The sequence below is a fragment of the Bacillus sp. F9_6S_D1_P_5 genome, from assembly GCF_054823925.1.
The window spans coordinates 1-18,276 of sequence record NZ_JBTREW010000007.1; the positions used below are offsets into that span (position 1 = coordinate 1).

Annotated in this window: 18 protein-coding genes; 10 read left to right on the forward strand and 8 right to left on the reverse strand. The window is 33.6% G+C overall.

The window, feature by feature from the left end; translation table 11 throughout:
• Positions 1-472: 472 nt before the first annotated feature.
• The 6 genes from ACUXEY_RS10240 to ACUXEY_RS10265 form a co-directional block, all read right to left on the reverse strand.
• A complete protein-coding gene (locus ACUXEY_RS10240) occupies positions 473-1,183 on the reverse strand; it encodes a TraX family protein (protein ID WP_461300601.1) in 711 nt (236 codons plus the stop codon).
• Positions 1,184-1,405: 222 nt separating this feature from the next.
• Positions 1,406-3,253, reverse strand: a complete 1,848-nt coding sequence (locus tag ACUXEY_RS10245; protein WP_461300602.1) for an FtsX-like permease family protein — start codon at positions 3,251-3,253, stop codon at positions 1,406-1,408.
• Positions 3,243-4,004, reverse strand: a complete 762-nt coding sequence (locus ACUXEY_RS10250) for an ABC transporter ATP-binding protein (protein ID WP_098297908.1) — start codon at positions 4,002-4,004, stop codon at positions 3,243-3,245. The genes ACUXEY_RS10245 and ACUXEY_RS10250 overlap by 11 nt, the downstream gene beginning before the upstream one ends.
• A 115-nt stretch (positions 4,005-4,119) precedes the next feature.
• A complete protein-coding gene (locus ACUXEY_RS10255) occupies positions 4,120-5,115 on the reverse strand; it encodes a sensor histidine kinase (RefSeq protein WP_461300603.1) in 996 nt (331 codons plus the stop codon).
• Entirely contained in the window at positions 5,112-5,804 is a 693-nt protein-coding gene (locus tag ACUXEY_RS10260; protein WP_461300604.1) for a response regulator transcription factor, read from the reverse strand. Before ACUXEY_RS10260 ends, ACUXEY_RS10255 begins: the two co-directional genes overlap by 4 nt.
• Before the next feature lie 417 nt (positions 5,805-6,221).
• Positions 6,222-6,770, reverse strand: a complete 549-nt coding sequence (locus ACUXEY_RS10265) for a TetR/AcrR family transcriptional regulator (RefSeq protein WP_461300605.1) — start codon at positions 6,768-6,770, stop codon at positions 6,222-6,224.
• A 224-nt stretch (positions 6,771-6,994) separates the two neighbouring features.
• Here ACUXEY_RS10265 and ACUXEY_RS10270 point away from each other — a divergent pair, with 224 nt between their 5' ends.
• The gene (locus ACUXEY_RS10270) at positions 6,995-9,202 is read left to right on the forward strand and encodes an MMPL family transporter (RefSeq protein ID WP_461300702.1); all 2,208 of its coding nucleotides are present in this window, start codon (positions 6,995-6,997) and stop codon (positions 9,200-9,202) included.
• 126 nt (positions 9,203-9,328) lie between these two features.
• Positions 9,329-9,628 (forward strand): zinc-ribbon domain-containing protein, encoded by a 300-nt coding sequence (locus ACUXEY_RS10275; RefSeq protein ID WP_461300606.1) that lies wholly within the window; start codon positions 9,329-9,331, stop codon positions 9,626-9,628.
• A gap of 288 nt (positions 9,629-9,916) precedes the next feature.
• Here ACUXEY_RS10275 and ACUXEY_RS10280 read toward each other — a convergent pair whose 3' ends face one another.
• On the reverse strand, positions 9,917-10,615 hold the full coding sequence (locus tag ACUXEY_RS10280) for a peptidase E (protein ID WP_166702413.1): 699 nt from the start codon (positions 10,613-10,615) through the stop codon (positions 9,917-9,919).
• Positions 10,616-10,992: 377 nt separating this feature from the next.
• Here ACUXEY_RS10280 and ACUXEY_RS10285 point away from each other — a divergent pair, with 377 nt between their 5' ends.
• The 6 genes from ACUXEY_RS10285 (at position 10,993) to ACUXEY_RS10310 (ending at position 14,770) form a co-directional block, all read left to right on the forward strand.
• Positions 10,993-11,391 carry a DUF3942 family protein gene (locus ACUXEY_RS10285; protein ID WP_078418486.1) on the forward strand — a complete coding sequence of 133 codons (399 nt, stop codon included), beginning with the start codon at positions 10,993-10,995 and terminating at the stop codon, positions 11,389-11,391.
• A gap of 107 nt (positions 11,392-11,498) precedes the next feature.
• Complete coding sequence (locus ACUXEY_RS10290) at positions 11,499-11,915, forward strand: BlaI/MecI/CopY family transcriptional regulator (protein WP_078418487.1); 417 nt, start codon at positions 11,499-11,501, stop codon at positions 11,913-11,915.
• Position 11,916: 1 nt separating this feature from the next.
• Entirely contained in the window at positions 11,917-12,729 is an 813-nt protein-coding gene (locus tag ACUXEY_RS10295; RefSeq protein WP_461300607.1) for a M56 family metallopeptidase, read from the forward strand.
• 55 nt (positions 12,730-12,784) lie between these two features.
• Positions 12,785-13,498, forward strand: coding sequence for a cytochrome c-type biogenesis protein CcdA (gene ccdA / locus ACUXEY_RS10300; protein WP_078418489.1), 714 nt, complete (start codon positions 12,785-12,787; stop codon positions 13,496-13,498).
• A gap of 18 nt (positions 13,499-13,516) precedes the next feature.
• Entirely contained in the window at positions 13,517-14,071 is a 555-nt protein-coding gene (locus ACUXEY_RS10305) for a TlpA family protein disulfide reductase (RefSeq protein WP_048527220.1), read from the forward strand.
• A gap of 18 nt (positions 14,072-14,089) precedes the next feature.
• Complete coding sequence (locus tag ACUXEY_RS10310; RefSeq protein WP_461300608.1) at positions 14,090-14,770, forward strand: prolipoprotein diacylglyceryl transferase family protein; 681 nt, start codon at positions 14,090-14,092, stop codon at positions 14,768-14,770.
• Positions 14,771-14,824: 54 nt separating this feature from the next.
• Here the strand turns inward: ACUXEY_RS10310 and ACUXEY_RS10315 are convergent, their stop codons facing one another.
• Positions 14,825-15,370 (reverse strand): helix-turn-helix domain-containing protein, encoded by a 546-nt coding sequence (locus ACUXEY_RS10315; RefSeq protein WP_461300609.1) that lies wholly within the window; start codon positions 15,368-15,370, stop codon positions 14,825-14,827.
• Between the two features lie 150 nt (positions 15,371-15,520).
• Between ACUXEY_RS10315 and ACUXEY_RS10320 the strand changes: the two genes are divergently transcribed.
• Complete coding sequence (locus ACUXEY_RS10320) at positions 15,521-16,855, forward strand: D-serine ammonia-lyase (protein ID WP_461300610.1); 1,335 nt, start codon at positions 15,521-15,523, stop codon at positions 16,853-16,855.
• Positions 16,856-17,006: 151 nt separating this feature from the next.
• Positions 17,007-18,254: a DUF445 domain-containing protein gene (locus ACUXEY_RS10325; RefSeq protein WP_166702427.1), complete on the forward strand. Its 1,248-nt coding sequence runs from the start codon at positions 17,007-17,009 to the stop codon at positions 18,252-18,254.
• The last annotated feature ends 22 nt before the right edge of the window (positions 18,255-18,276 follow it).

The following is an 18,276-nucleotide window of genomic DNA, read 5'->3' on the forward strand; positions in this document are numbered from 1 at the left end:
ATATGCCTGCTTTTATAAAATCTACAAAAGATAATAAAAAACTATATGGAAAGACCGCATTTTGTTTGAAAATATACCTTAAGTTGATGGATGTGGGGTAGCACCACATCAAGCTAAGATTTTAAGATATCCCCAAAACAAAATTTTATATTTCTACTGTTGTTTATAAGAACTCATGTTATTTTTTTCGTTTTGGGGAAGAATGTATTTTTTAACTTGATAGCGATGGAGTACCACCAACAAAACGCGAATTTCGCACGCTAAGCAAAATTTGAATGTACTAAAAACTTCCCGTAAGATGCATTCCCTACAACTTCATTTAGAAACTTGAAAAATAATGGGATTTTATATACGAATAGGATGAAAAGGGTTTGTATACAAAGTTGTGTTTTTGCCAGGGGGATAAGTTCCTAGTAAAATAAGGATACTTTAATAAAAGAGAAAGCTTTGCATATTATGCAAAGCTTTCTCTTTATTTACTCACAAAATATCCAATTGTATAGATAATCCATAAGTGGACCGGATAGAAAATATAAAACATATATTTTGTTAATGAATTATTTACACCACGTTCTCCACTGTATAAGAAGAAGAATGGTAACGCAAATATCATCATCCATTGGTTGTTAAACCCAAATAAACCCATTTCCGTAAAAATTTCTCCAGACATAAGTGATGTCGGTACCTCTATTAATGAAAGTAATACACATGTGATAATTAACCACATTTTCTTCTCTCTAAAGAAATAGAAGATTAATGTCATGATCACGCCAATATCACTTGCTTCTGTAAACAGTCCTAATATAGCCGCAATAATGGTAGCTGGAATTCCTAGTAAATAGTTTTTTGTACGTTTCGTATAATCAATCGTACAAAGTAAAACAATACTCATTCCAAGTGACAAGAAAATATTATTGTGAAGTCCACCTTCCCTTGGGAACAAGTACTGAATTAGCGCTGAACCTGCAAACATAATCGCTGCCCACATAAATACACGTGTAGCATACTTTGTACGATTTCGTGTATAGAAGAATCCTTCCACTACAAAATAGAAGAAAATTGGCGCTACAATACGTCCTGGATGATGCATCCACATTGGCATACCCGGAATGTAAGTATACACGTGGTCAATGACCATAAGGATCATTGCAAAAATCTTTAATTGAAAAGCATTTAACCTCATAAAATATAAAACCTCCACTTTACATGTTACTCAGATACTATTAATCTTTTGAAAACACAGTTTTGTTTTCTTACATACAAAATATACTTTCATAAAAAAGTATTATTTTTTGTCCAAGAGGTTCTTTTATAAAAAAATAGAACCTCTCGAATAGTAAAACTTTGGGTAAACTTGCTATATTATTTTTAGATGAAGTATCTAAAACATTAAATACATGTATTGTTAATTCATTAGTTTTTTCAAATAGTTTCGTCGTATGATGAAAAAGCTTATAACAAATAGCAATAAAAAGATTCCTACACCTATTGCTGTGACTCCATAAATTCCTGATGGAAACTGGTTACGCAGTCCAAACATAGCTCCACATAGAAGGATAGATGCAAGGACAAACGGTGTAAAAATTAAAGTTGCTAACTCTTTGGTCACAACAGAAGTTAATTCTTTTACAGAAAATCCAATTTTTCGAATTCCAGCATATTTTTCTTTTTCTCCTTCAAATTCCATTTGCAGGTAAAAATAAAGTATGCTCATTGCTGCGCTCAAAAAGATAAGGCTCATCATAAAACCGATAAAGAATAAAAGGCTCACCGTGAACTTCTCTGTATTGTATAAATCAATTTTTGAATGAATTTGGCGTTCATACTGTTTTGGGGTAATTTTAGAGAAAATGGTTTCAGCCAATTCGAGTTTTTCAGTCCAATTCTCAACCTCATAAGAAAATACTTTAAATATAGGATAATCAATGGTTTCATAAACTGCGTCCGGGACGACATAGTATACCTTTTGAACGCCTGACATTAAAATATTTCGTTTCTCAATACCTGCGTATTTAAGTTCTCCAAACGGATAGTCATGAATTAATTCCGTACTTGGAAGAATATTTTGATATCCTGCCGCAACATAGTACTCATCATCTTTTAATGAAATCGTTTTATGAAAGCCAAGTGCATTATAATTCGAAACTGACATAAAGCCGATATTATAATTTTTATCTGTTTTAAATGCAGAATAATATGCATCGTATTTACCTTGGTTTGCTAATGCATCTTCAATAAATGCAACATCTTCCTTCTCAACTTCCGGTGTATCTCCCGGAAGTGAGAGATATTGAAAGCTGTACGGTTCTATTGATTCAACTCTCTTATCTATATTGTAATAAGAACTGAACAGTACGTTTGTACATACAAATACTCCTAACAACAAAACTGTTAATAAGTAGATAAGGTGGGCATGTGAGCGTCCTTTGGCTTTTAGGTTCGAAACGTAAAGCATATTTGTCTTTTGGTAGTACGACGGTCTGTTTTGTAATACACGAATCGAAAACAACATTCCCTGTGTGATAATAAAATAGATGGCTAATAGGGAACTGACAAATAGTAAAATGTAATAGACCATTCCAAGTGATTCAACCCAATTCATTTCTAATATAAGTGATAGTGCTAAAAATCCACTCGTTATTACAGATAGTAACAACTTCCATGGTGCAGGTGCTATTAACTTTTCCTGTGTTACATCTGCTTTTAATAGACGAACAGCTTCTTCTTTGTTAATAAAACGTGTTATAAATTTAGAAACGATACAGAATAAAATTGTAAATAGAACAGTTGTTAATGCGATAGCTTGTACTGGTATATACATACCAAAGCTACTCGCTTGTAACAACCTTTTAGTAATCATTAAAAACAAAGGGGCAATTACAAGCCCAAGTACAATCGCTGTTAGAATTGCTACACAAGCAATAAGCATATTTTCTCTGAACAACATCTTACGAACTTGCTGCATAGATGCTCCAGTAATCATAAAAATTCCAAGATTTTTCGTTTTCTTTTTCAAAAACGAAAACATCGAATAAATGATGAACACGAATGAAAAAATATACACAATAAAGCTCGTAAGCATCATTACAAGGCTAAGTGTACTTCCTATTTGAATGGTCATCACCATTGGATGAAATGCTATAATCGAAAATAAGAAAAATATTAAAATGGAAAATACACTGCTTAAAAAATAGGAAATATAAGTCCATTTATCGCGCAAAATGTTTTGAAGGACTATATGATTAAAGCTCACGCTGACCACCACCTAAAAATGTAAGTGTATCCATGATTTCCTGATAAAACTCCTTTTTATTATTACCTTGATATACTTCGTTATAAAGGATGCCGTCTTTTATAAAGATTACACGATGTGCAAAACTTGCAACATAGGCATCATGAGTCACCATTAAAATAGCTGTATTAAAGGTTTTATTAATTGATTCAAATAACGACATAACATCATTTACCGCTTTAGAATCTAGATTTCCAGTCGGTTCATCGGCTAATAATAATCCAGGTTCATGAATAACAGCTCGCGCAATTGCCACACGTTGTTTTTGTCCTCCTGAAATTTCAAATGTACGCTTCTTTAAAATTCCTTTAATCCCTAGGAAAGTTGTAACTTTCTCTAAACGTTTACTCATTTCAGTAGCCGGTATAGAGTCGAGTGTCAACGGTAATAAAATATTTTCCTCTACTGTTAAAGTATGAACAAGGTTAAAATCTTGAAAGACAAACCCTAATTCTGTACGACGAAACTTTGCTAGTTCAGTATCATTTAATTCATAAGGATTTTTCGAATTAATTGTAACTAATCCTTTAGTTGGAGGATCGATTGTGGAAATGCAGTTAAGGAATGTTGTTTTACCGCTACCGGAAGGACCCATTACGGCAACAAACTCATTCTTTTCTAAATGAAAATCAATCCCTTTTAATGCTTTATAAATAATTTCCCCTGTATAGTCCTTTTGAAGATTCTTTACATTTAAGATTGTGTTTAACATTAATATTTCACTCCTTTGTATCTTTCAGTATTTTAGTATAAATATGCTTGTAACTTCTTAACATCTCTCAATGTGACAGCAAGATGACAAAATTGTCACATTCAAAACGGCTACCTTATTTGGTAGCCGTTTCTATACTTCTTGAGAAATCTATTGTAAATGTTGTTTCATTATCTTTAGAATGTAGGTGGTATGGATGATTTAATGTAGTAAGGATCCTTTTTACTAAATAAAGACCGATACCAGTTGCTTCCTCTTTTGTACGTCCTTTCGTTCCTGTGTAAAATAATTCAAAAACACGTTTTATTTCACTTTCAGGTATCGTTTCTCCTTTATTTTGAATGAATAACTGTCCATTTTCATAATGAATCATAATAGAAGAGTGTTTTTCGCCATATTTAACAGCGTTACTTAATAACTGGTAAACCACAACTTTTAGCCATTTACGATCTGAATAAAGCAATATATGCTCCGGTATGGTGCTTTTAGGAAATATTTCTTTCTCAATAAAATAATCTTTTAAATCGTTAATAACTTCCTGTACGACATGTTTTAACGGAATTGGTTCTATTTTTAAATCTGCTAATAATTTAGTAGAGCGACTATACATTAGTAACTGATTTAAAGAGAAGTTCAGTTTATCACATTCAACTTTTACTTTTAGCCATTCTGCAAGGGAATTTGGTTCCTTAAACTGATTGGATTGTATAAGCAGTTGAATGACAGAAAGTGGCGTTTTCATTTGATGAACTGCATGAGAAATCATTAATTGCTGATTATGTAAAGAACTCTTATACTTCTCTTCTTTTGATAAAAATAAGGATTGAATATATTGCAATTGAGTTGCGTATGCTTTCTCGTATGGAGCAATTGGCTGATAAATCATGAAACTGTCCGTATGGATGTTCTTGTTCCCAATATGTGCATACATTTTTTTACGACGTAAATAACGACCAAAAAGTAATACGATTAATAGAGAGCAGGCTAGAAATATAAAATAGGTATAATGATTTTCAAAACCATCTAATCGATGAATAACGATTGGTAAGCTAATAAATGTAATAATATAAAGAATAATAAAACTCAAATGGTCTTTTAAAAATAACTTCATGTGAGTTTCTCCGTTAATTGATAGCCAATTCCTCGAATAGTTCTAATTTCTAAAGTAGAATGAATGGCTTCTAATTTCTTTCGTAATCTTGCAATATTTACTGTTAATGTATTTTCCTCTACAAATTCTTCCTCATCCCAAATGGCTGTAAGGAGTTGCTGTCTTGTTACAACATTAGGATATGCTTCAAAGAACATTGTACATAGCTGGAATTCTTTTATCGTTAATAGCTCCTCCTGATTAGGTGCGCATAATCGTACAGTATCTAAGTTTAAAATTGTATTTTCTATTTTGAAAATTTTCTCCTGTACATTTCTGGCATATTCGCCATATATACGACGAATTTGTCCATTAATTTTTGCAAGAACTACTCCTAATAAAAAAGGTTTGGTAATGAAATCATCAGCTCCATTTTCAATGCCATACACTTGATCCGTCTCACTCATACGAGCAGAGAGAATCACAATGGGACAATTCGATATTTGTCTTATTTTACGGGACCAATAATAACCATCAAAGGCAGGAAGGGTAACATCCATTATGACGAGATGGGGTTGGAAATCTTGAAAAATTTCTAATACCTTTTGAAAATCTTCTACAATGAGGCAATGATATCCATATTTTTCGAGATGTTCTTTTAGTGTATCCGCTATATGTATTTCATCTTCAACAATCAATAATTTATACATTTCATCCTCCGATTTATTTATTAACTTTATCTCATACCTTAATTTTAAACCATTATTACTTATGGTCAAAATGAGACACATTCTTATACTATATAAGAATAATCTTTATCTCAAAGTTATATGATCTTTGCATCAGAACTAAAGAGTGGTGTATCTTCTCTAAAAGAATCATTTTCATCTCGTTCAGAGTAAATAGGCTTTTTGTTGAATATTCATAAAAAAACTAATGCTAAGTAATTTTTAACAATTGAGAGATAAAATCGAAAAATCAAGATATTTTTCAATTTGAAAGGGAATGCCAATAACATTAAATAAATTTTCAACACCCTTAAGAAAGACTTTCTTTGATTATAGCTGCCATTTTGGCAGCTATTTTTATGTCACAAAAAGGGGCTGGTTAGTAGAAGGGGAAATTTTCTATATTTCTTTTTTTATTGGGAACATCTCATATATTTTTTCAGTTAAAGATTGAGGAGACTCTCTTGACGATCTTTTGATCCAATCAATGAAGACATTAAAGAATCCACCAATAAAAAATAATGCCTGAGCTTTGCTCATGTTATTACTGATCGGATTGTCTGTTTCAAATATAGATTTTATTGCGGAATTAACATAATCAAGAAGAAGACCAGACATATTGGAATCTATTATGTTTTTCATTAGGATACGCTCATTGGCCATAAAACTTATTAAATCTTCTATAAAAAGTTGAAGACTATCATGAGAATCCAAATAAGTAATTTCTTCTAAAAATTTGTCGATACCTTTTTGCATAGAGGCATTAAGCACATCGTAAATGGTACGATAGTATTTGTAAAATGTAACTCTTGCAACTCCAGCTTTTTTGCAAAGTTCCGTAACTGTTATATCCTCCAATTTTTTTTCTTGCAGCAGCAGGCCCAAAGCTTCTGTAATGTATTCTTGGGAATATATACCATCCTGACGTGAGTTTCTCAGCGCTAACACATCCTTTCATTTTGTTAGTTTTAGCTTCTATTTATCTAAAAGTGCTTGAAAAACCACCCCTCTCTTTTATACTTACATGTGTAAGTGCTAATGTTAATACAAATGTTTCGATGATGACTATGCTTATTCTATAAAAGGAATTTGATTACTGTCAATGTATACAAAAAGGTCATTTGAAACCATGTACTTACTTATTGTAAATAACGAAGTTGGAGGAGATTAAAATAGCAAAGTATCTTTACAAATTAGGTGGTTGGGCAGCAAAATATGGGAAGAGTATTGTTTTTAGTACCTTAGGAATTTTATTCATCTTGGGGATACTAGCTGGAAGTTTAGGTCCCTCTTTCAATGATGAGTTAACGATTCCAGGCACACCAGCTGAGAAAGCAAGCAAGTTGTTAGAAAAAGAATTCCCTGAATCTCAAAGTGCTGGTGCCCAAATTAAAATAGTTTTTAAAGCACCAAAAGATCAGACATTAGATTCGGAACAGGTAAATAAAGTGATTACGGATACTTTGTCTGATATTAAAAAAGATGATTCAAATGTTGAATCAATTGCAACCCCTATGCAACTTAAAAATTTAACCAAAGATAATACCATGGGGTATGCTGTTGTAAATTATAAAAATGATGCTGAAGATATAAAGGAATCATCTAAGAAGAATGTATTAAACAAAATTGAACAAACTCGTGAGGAGGGAATCCAAACGGAGTTAACCGGTGATGTAAAATTTACTGTAGCCGAATCAAATGGTGAATCGGAGGCTATTGGAATAGTTATTGCCTTTATAATTTTGGCGATTACATTCACATCTTTCCTAGCAGCTGGGATGCCTATTATCACTGCTATTATAGGATTAGGAACTGGAATGCTCGTAGTGATGATAGGCTCTAATTTTATTGAATTGCAGGATCTTTCGCTTTCAGTGGCTATCATGTTGGGAATAGCCGTTGGAATTGATTATGCTTTATTTATTATGACTCGATTTAGACAACAACTTGGCGAAGGACATTCCGTTAAAGAATCTATTGCTATAGCAACTGGTACTGCAGGGAGTGCCGTTGTTTTTGCTGGAATCACTGTAATAATTGGACTTCTTGGATTATCTGTCATGAAGATTCCTTTTTTAACCAAGATGGGAGCAGTATCATCTATTAGTATATTATGTGCTGTATTGGTTTCCATTATCGTACTTCCAGCTTTACTAGGAATAGTAGGGCATAGATTTCAGCCCTCTACAGGAAATAAATTCTTGAAAAAAATTACAGGTGCAAAAGAAGGCAAAGTACCTTCGAATAAATGGGGAAAGCTTGTCACAAAACATCCGTTAGTTATGTCTTTCCTGGCTATTGCATTACTTGCTGTCATTAGTCTTCCATTTTTCCATATGAACCTAGGACTGCCCGATGACGGGGATACCATGTCAAAAGATACAACGGAAAGAAAAGCATATGATCTCATGACAGAAGCATACGGGGAAGGTGTTCACTCTTCTCTAGTTGTGGCAGCAAAAATAGATAGTAAAAAACAAGACCCACAAAAGACACAAAAAGCAATGGCGGAGATTACAGAAGAAATTGGTGAGCTAAAGAATGTTAAGAGTGTAACACCAGCTTTCCCTAATTCTTCTGGTGACGTTTTTATTATCACTGTGACCCCAAAAACGGGACCAAATGATATAGAAACAAAGAATCTTGTGAAGCATATTCGAGAAAAGTCGAATATAACAAAAAAAGAAAATGACATTGAGTTATTAGTTACTGGTACAACGGCGGTCAATATAGATATAACAGAAAAGCTAAATACAGCATTACCTATATTCGCAGTGCTTGTAGTAGGACTGGCATACGTCCTGTTAGTGTTAGTATTTAGATCCCTATTACTTCCTTTAAAAGCAGTAGTAGGCTTCCTCCTTTCATTGGCTGCAACACTAGGATTTGCCGTGTTTGTTATTCAAGATGGAAATCTTCTTGATTTATTTGGTTTCCCTTCTTCTAGCGCAATTCTTGCCTTCTTGCCAATCCTTACAATTGGTATCCTTTTTGGGTTAGCAATGGACTATGAAGTGTTTCTTGCAAGTCGTATGCGGGAAGTTTACATGCATACAGGCAATCCAAAGGAAGCTATACTTGCAGGGATGAGAGACAGCGGAAAAGTTGTAGCTGCAGCAGGATTAATCATGATAGCTGTATTTTTTGGCTTTATGCTTATGCCAGACCCAATGGTAAAGGCTATAGGGATGAGTCTAGCATTTGGAGTTCTATTTGATGCTTTTGTGGTTAGGCTGACGATTGTTCCTGCCGTTATGACATTGATGGGAAAAGCAGCTTGGTATATGCCGAAATGGCTGGATAAGATTCTTCCAAATATAGATGTTGAAGGTGAATCTATCTTGCATAAATCAGAAAGTAAAGATAAAAAAGTGGGATAAGCGTAGCTATGAGTTAAAGTTTGATAGAAAATATCGTTTGAACCAACATGGGGTTTAGCCGAGATACCAAGAGCAAAAGAACCAGCAGAAGTAGGGCAATTTATTACTTGTCCTGATTATGGATATGTGCTGGGTGGATGGGAAGCAAAGGTTGATCAAAGGCCCCGCCAGAAAAGTGGTTGCCCCTACTTTTCTGGCAATCGAGCTATAATTGGAGAAACAGACTTAGCAACATTGACGCCTGAACTTTCTACACAATGGCATCCAACTAAGAATCTAAATTTATCACCTTCGCAAATAAAGAAATCATCTAATAAAAAAGTTTGGTGGTTATGCGAAATTGGGCATGAGTGGGAGTCTACTATTGCAAACAGGAATAATGGAAATAATTACCATCGTTGCCGAAAAGCAAAATTGAATAAATAGCTTTTTTTCTACTAAATAAAATGCCCAGACATATTAAACATGACTAATATGTCTGGGCATTGTTATTTGTGACTTTTTTCAATTTAGGTCTTGATAAAAATGAACTTAGGGACATTTTTTTGTAAGTGTATGTTTATCCCGCTATTCGCCGGACAGTAAGATTCCCACCTCAAAATTTGGCTGGAGCAAAGAAGTTAGATGGGAGATCAACTGCCCGTAAAAGCCCGATTGGTGAGGGCTGATAATCAGTGGGGGATGAACAAAATCCCCACTGATTAAAGTTTCACTTTATAAATAGCTTTTTAAAGTAATATCAAAATGTTGTCTAATGAGTTTGTTATCACTCATATAAAACTCCCACGCTTTTTCAGGTTCACCGATAATTTCAAAAGATTCTTCTGTAATATATAGAGCGCAATTATCCTCTAGTGCAATTCCTTCTATATTACCTTGATGGTTTTGTAAAAAGGAATGGAAGGCGTTCATTCTATTTAATTGATTATAATGTGGACAAAATCTTTTGTTTACAATCCCCCATCCGTTGCTCTCTATATAACCAGAGCCTTCATAATCTGATCGAATGCTAGATGTGAACCAACACATAGCACCAGCGCTATTGCCTGCAATGAGCGTTCCTTGCTGCAAAGCACATAATAATTTTTCATCTAGTTTATGTTCTTTCCATTGTGTAAGCATGTGAATATAGTTCCCGCCACCGAGATAAATTAAATCAGCTGATTGAATCATTTCGTCTATTTCATATTTAGAAGGTGTATCGGCTATAGTGCGTAAAATTTGTACTTCACAGTGTAATTGTTTTTCGAACGTGTCTAAAAATAATTTTATATAGCTTTCATCATCATGACTAGCTGTAGGAATGAATAATACTTTTGGATACAGTTTATTTGTTAATTCTATAAGTCGCTCATTAATAGGCGAGTGATTTGAATCTTGTAAATCACCGCCACCAATGACAGCTAATTTCATAGTAAAGCACCACCTAATCATTTTCGTTATATAAAAATTCGATAGAAGAGAGTTACATTCCTTCTCTCATGTAATGAATAAGTAGAAAATGAAGTTTCAGTATATCGGAATAGTAAAGGTGGTGATAGCTAAATAGAAAAATGAATTAGAAACAGTTTATTGATATATAATATTTCATACTATTGTTTCAAAATATAGGAAAAATATGTTTAAATTAATATAACGACGCAGTAATTAATATGGAACTAAAAAAAGAATTAGAAAAAATAGGGGTTTGAAAAGTGCTTTTTACTTTTAATAGGAACTTGTACCGCAATATGGTAAAATTATTTCAATATATCTATTTAATATAGAATGAATAGAGGGAGCGTGAAAGAGTGGATTTTCGATTTGAGTTTGCAGCAAAAGTGAAAGAATACTTAGATGATGAGAAGGATGAAAAAATAATAAAAGATGGACATAGAGATATAATTTTTCACTATTTATATGCGTTAGAGGCTGAAATTGGTGTTGTAAAAAATCCTAACTTTACATTTTTTACATCAGGAAGACGTTCACATATCGTATTAGAAAATATTGAATTTAAAACAGAGGTAAATGTCAAAAGTAACATCATTGAAATTACAAAAATAGTGGATAACGTCGTTATTCCGTTAGATACTATCGTAGCAAAAGATCGGGAATTATTTGCACTTGGGCGTAATGAGAAGTTTAGTGTACAAATATTAGAGCAGTATCTCTTTGATACATTTGGAGAAAAATTAGGTTTAAAATGAATGGAATGGCCTATGTATTTATAGGTAGTGAATTTTAGTGTATCTCATTCGCATTTGACCTTTCATTTAATTTATACTACAATTCGTAGTGTGAAAGGAGCTATACTATGTTTACTCAAAACTATAAGTTAAATGAGCAAGGGTTAAATCATTTCTTTGGACCGCTTGAAGCGAAAATTATGGAGATTGTTTGGTCTAACGAAGGTATTACGATTAAAGAAGTGCAGCAGAAATTAAGTGAAGAATCACCTGTGAATTTTAATACTGTTATGACAGTTATGAACAGGTTAGTGGAGAAATTACACTTAGAAAAACAGACTGTGAAAAGAAGTGGCATATATCGTGCTGTACAAACAAAAGAAGAATTCTTATCCAATCAAACGAAGAAAATGACACAGGAATTGATGGGGGAGTTTGGAGATTTAGTTGTAAATCATATGCTAGATGAGTTAGAACAGGCCGATCCGATTTTAATAAAAAAATTAGAAGACAAATTGAGTCAGTTGAAAAAAGAGGATCAATAAAATGAAATGGCAAATGCGTAAAATCGTATTGTTAGCAGTCATTGTTAGTACCCTCTTTTTCAGTATGTTAGTGTATTATGTTACATATCCATTTCTGTTTCAAAATAAGGCGTTCTTTCTTTCGAATTTTTGCTTGTTCCAGTTAGAACAACATATGAAGGAATTATCGCTCATTCGTATTATAATTACTGGATTTTTACTACTTACTGTATTCATCGTGTGCAAAAGAATTTGGCGACAATTTTTCTATAGTAAAAAGTTACAAAAAGTACTTATCCCTTTTATTCGAAAAGGAAAGCAAATATATATATTGCCGACCGAGGAAGTTGCGGCATTTACAATTGGGTTATTTCGTCCGAAAGTTGTCATGTCAGAAGGGATGCTTCAAACATTTTCAGATGAAGAAATGGATGCGATTATTTTTCATGAAGAATATCATCAAACGAATCGAGATCCATTAAAATTATTTTGTTTTACGTTATTAGCAGAAGGAATGATATACATCCCGATATTAAAAGGGCTATTGCAGCGTTATCATGTGTATCAAGAGTTAGCTGCAGATAAGTATGCAATGCGAAAAATGAAATCTAAATTCGAGTTAGGCAGTGCATTATTAAAATTAATTAAAATAAAGACGATGGAAAATCGATGTGTTACAGCTTCATTTGCAAAAACAGCAATAAATTTACGAATCGAGCAAGTGTTAAATGAAAAAGTTGTTAAGCTTACGATTCCGTTACATACGAATTCGGTGTATGTCACATTAGGTCTATTCTGTATGTCGGTTGTACTTATTGTCGGAGAGTGCATATAGCCTCTTTTTTTTTACGAATCAACACTACTCTATGTAGTGTTTTAGGGGGAATAAAATGAATGCAGCAGATTTAACAATTTGGCTTGTAGCTGGAGCAGGGATATTGTCATTTATATCACCATGTTCTTTACCGCTATATCCATCTTATTTATCATATATTACAGGTGTGTCTATTCAAGATTTAAAAGAAAATCGTGGGATGATGCAAAAATCAGCGATTATGCATACCGTATTTTTTGTGATTGGATTTTCGGTTATATTTTATGCGTTAGGGTTATCGGTAAGCTGGATTGGAATAACATTTTCATCTAACCAAAAATTGATTCAACAAATTGGTGGGATTTTTATTATTTTGATGGGATTGTTTATGACAGGCTTATTTCAACCTAAGTGGCTTATGGCAGAGAAAAAAGTGCAGTATAGAAGTAAATCGACTGGGTATATTCGCTCTATTATAGTCGGTATGACATATGCAGCAGGATGGACGCCATGTGTTGGACCGATATTTTCAGCTGTACTCATGCTTGGTGCGACGAATCCTGAAGGAGCACTTCTTTATATTACCGCATATACTCTTGGGTTCGCAGTTCCGTTTTTCGTGATGGCATTCTTTATTGGGAAGGTAAAATGGATTGTTACATATGCCAATGTCATGATGAAAATTGGCGGCGGAATGATGATTATAACAGGTGTTTTATTGTATACAAATCAAATGACGAAAATTACAGCATTCTTTATTCGTCTGTTTGGTGGATTTACGGGTTTTTAAAAATGAGGAGGAAGAAAAGTGAAGAAACTAATTGCGATTATACTGGCCGGGGCACTAATTTGGGCCGGAGTGAACTTTTATAATACAAAAAAAGAAGAAAAAGAAAGAAAAGCAAAACAAGCGGAGTTACAAGAAACAGAAGTATTACCACAAGTAGGATTTAAAGCGCCAAACATAACGTTAAAAGGATTAGACGGGAAGTTGCATTCGTTAAATGATGCAAAAGGAAAACCGTATCTTATTAATTTTTGGGCATCATGGTGTGGTCCATGTGAAATGGAGGCACCTGACTTAGTTCGTATGTATGATAAATATAAAAAGGACGTTGAAATTTTTGCGGTGAATGCAACTGTAAGTGACCCAGTACAAGAAGCAGGTGCATTTGCGGATCGCTATGGGTTTGAGTTTCCGGTTTTACTAGATATGGATGGAGTAGCTGGGTTAGATTATAAAGTATTTTCTTTACCAACGACATTTTTTGTTAATAAAGATGGAATTATAGTAGAGCAAGTACGAGGCGTATTACCTCCAGATCAATTAGAAGAGAAATTTAAGAAATTAATTGAGAGTTAAAGAGGGGATTTTGTATTAATGGAGTGGATCGTGAGGTTACAACCCGTATCTCTTATAATTGGAAGTCTATTTGGATTTATGTTGATGAAACGAAAGATGAAGAACGAAAGTGTACCATATGAAAAAATGATGGATACAGTAACAAATGCATTTCTAATCATCGTATTTGTGTGGAAATTTGCACCGGCAATTATTAATCCAGTATGGGCTTTTCAATCGCCATTGCAAGCATTATTAGCTATAGGAAGTATGAAGCATATTATAGCAGGATGCATAATTGCGAGTGTATACATTGTTTGGAAAAGTAAAAAGGAGCAATTTTCACTTCGTATTTTACTTGATGCCTTGCCTATTGGATTATGTATGAGTATTGTTTTTTATTTTCTATTCCACCAAAAAGTAGGTGTACAAACGACCTTGCCTTGGGGTGTGAAAATATACGAATCTAAATTTTTATATCACCCCATTTTTGTATACGAGATCATCCTTGCTCTTTGCATAATGGGCTTGTTATGGATGAAAAATGAAAGACTCGGAAATGGAAAGAACATAAGTATTTTTCTAATAGTTGAAGGTATTGCTCATATTATTATTTCGTTTATTAGTGAACAACACTCGGTTGTATTTGGTTTATCAATACAGCAAATAATGAGCTTCTTTATTATTAGTTTAGGAATTTTGTTGGTCCCGAAAAAATAAAAAGATAGCTACATATGGAGTATATCCATGCGTGGCTATCTTTTTTATTTTATATTAAAAAATCGGCGGGGTAACAGAAAATAAAACAATCGCATTTTTCTCGAATTGATTTACCCATTTATGTTTTAAATAAGCGGGTATTTTTACGCTATCACCCGTTTCTAAAGTGTACTCTTCTTCGTTTAAATACAATGTAATTGTTCCATCTAATACAAATGCCAATTCTTCCCCTTTATGTTCTAGTACATTTTCTGATGAAGCTGTATTCGGAGGAACAGTCATAATCGCTGTTGCTAAATTTCCTGTGAAATCAGGTGATAACAATTCATATGATAAATTATCGATAATCATTTTTTTTCGTCTATGAGAACGTACAATTAAATCGTCTGTATTTGTATCTTCAAGTAAAAAGCTAAATGTTGGAACATCTAACGCTTTAGCGAGTACTTTTAATGTTTGGATAGAAGGGTTAGCAGACCCTCGCTCAATTTGACTTAACATAGATGGTGTAATCTCGGCCATCTTTGCTAAGTCTTTACTCGTTAACCCTCTTTCTTTTCTTTGTTTTTCAATCTTTTTGCCAATATCTATATTTTCCATAATGAAAAACTCCTCGTTTATTATTAAATTATATTTAAATAAATTAAATTAAAATTAACTAAAGTGAATTATTTGTGTTAAACTATATTAAAATTAATTTAATTATAATTTATTGAATCGTAAGCTACAAGGTTATGAGGAGGAAGAGAAATGAAGGGAATAGAGAATTTAAAAGAGGAATATCCACTAATAAATAAATTAATTGCAACAGAAGAAGTATTTTGGGTGAATCCGAACATGGAAAAGTATGAAACGGCAATAAAAGATTCGCCACTTAATGAAGAGAATGTAAAAGATGCGGAAGAAAGATTAAAACGCTTTGCACCATACATTGCGAAAGTTTTTCCTGAAACGAAAGAAACGGGCGGTATTATTGAATCTCCCTTAGTGAAGATACCTACTATGAAACAGTCTCTAGAGAAAAATTACGGGAAACCTATATTAGGAGAATTACTATTAAAATGTGATAGCGGGCTTCCGATATCAGGATCAATTAAAGCTAGAGGCGGCATTTATGAAGTGCTGAAGCATGCTGAGCAATTAGCATTGCAGCACGGAATATTAACAGAAAATGATGATTACTCTATTTTAGATAATGATACATGTAGAGAGTTTTTTGCAAAATACTCAATTGCTGTAGGTTCTACAGGTAATTTAGGGTTAAGCATTGGGATTATGAGTGCGAAACTAGGTTTTAACGTAACTGTTCATATGTCGGCGGATGCAAAAGAATGGAAAAAAGATTTACTAAGAAGTAAAGGTGTAAACGTTATTGAGTATGAAGCTGATTATAGTAAAGCAGTAGAAGAGGGGCGTCAGCAAGCAGATGCCGATCCTAGCTGTTATTTTGTAGATGATGAAAACTCACATGATTTATTTTTAGGATACGCAGTAGCAGCATCCCGTTTACAAAAGCAATTAAAAGAGTTAGAGATTGTTGTAGATGCAGAGCATCCTTTATTCGTTTACCTTCCTTGCGGAGTAGGGGGCGGACCTGGCGGCGTCGCATTTGGTTTAAAGTTATTGTATAAAGACAATGTGCACTGTTTCTTTGCGGAGCCAACGCATTCTCCATGCATGTTACTCGGTTTAATGACAGGACTTCATGATAAAATTGCTGTTCAAGATATCGGGATTGATAATGTAACAGACGCGGACGGACTAGCGGTAGGAAGACCATCCGGGTTTGTCGGTAAAACGATGGAACCATTTTTGAGTGGGAATTACACAGTAAGTGATGAAGAGTTATATAGATTGTTGAAAGAACTAGCAGATACGGAAAATATTTATTTAGAACCTTCTGCGTTAGCCGGTATGATAGGGCCAGTGAAAGTATGTAAAGAAGATAGGTATTTACAAAAACAACAGTTAACAGAGAAGATGAAGAAAGGTGCTCATATTGTGTGGGGAACTGGTGGAAGTATGGTTCCCGAAGACGTGATGAATGGGTATTATAAAACAGGTGTGGAATTAACGTTAAAATAAAAATGGGGCTTTTTACAGCCTCATTTTTTTCATGTGCATAAAATTCTTTGTTATTTTCGCATTAGTTCATTATAGTATAGATATAAAGAACGAATATGAAATACATATAACAAAAATGCTTTATTTTACATAATAAGAGGATGTGTATACGATGTCATTACAGACTAAATATATAGCGGGTATTTCGCTTGGGGTTATGGGAGTAGGTTTTGCGGCTTCTATCCCGTTTCAAGGAACGGTAGCTGGAGAGATTATTCAAGGGGGATTTGAAGCTGGATTAGTTGGTGGACTGGCGGATTGGTTCGCAGTTACAGCATTATTCCGTCATCCGATGGGAATTCCAATTCCACATACAGCGTTATTACCTAAAAATCGTAAACGAGTAACGAAAGGGCTCATTAACACGTTAGAAAATGAGTGGCTGACGAAAGAAAGTATTACGAATAAAGTAAAAGAAATGCAGCTAGCACAAATGGTGCTGCAAATTGCTGAGAGAGAAATGCAGTCTGAAGCTGTGAAAAAAGGGGTTGTAACGATTGCTGAGAAGGCGATTGTTACGATAGATACGGAAAAATTAGCGGTTATTATTGAAAAAGAACTAAAAACGTATTTGCATACAATTAATACAAGTAACATACTACAAGTGCTTGTTGATCAATTAGTTGTGCAAGAATATGATGAAAAGACACTTGATTACATTTTAGTAAAAGTGAAAGATTGGACAGCGCAAGATGAAGCGCGATACCAGCTCGGAAGCTTAGGTATGAAGGCGATGGAAAACATAAAAGTAGATGGATTTTTACAGTTTACTTTGAAATCGTTTATGAATATTGTAGATGAAGATAAAATTGGCGGCATTTTGCAGAAGTTTATTATTAGCAATATTAACAGCTTACAAGATGCGGATAATAGCACAAGACAACTTATATTATCGAAAATTCGCCAAGAAATTATAAATGTAAAAGAGAATGAAGCGTTACTACAAGAATTAGAAAATTGGAAAGAAAAATGGATTGCCAATTGGGATGCTACTGACAAAATTAAAGAGATGCTGGAGCAAGTACAACAAAGGGCAATTACTTTTGTGAAAAACGAAGAATTTGCGGATAAGTATGTTATTCCATTTTTACAAACACAAATGAATAAAATAAAAGAAGATGAACAGACTGTACAAAAAATAGAAGAGTGGTTACAAAAACAAGTTGTCACACTTGTTGAAAAGAATCATTCGAAAATCGGAAAACTTGTACAAGAAAATCTTGATAAGTTAGATGATAAAACGTTAATTGAAATGATTGAAAATAACGTCGGTAAAGATTTGCAGTGGATCCGAGTAAACGGGGCTGTTTGCGGATTTATGATTGGATTAGTGTTAGAAGGAATTAAAGCGATTATATGAGAAAAACCTTCCACAATTGTGG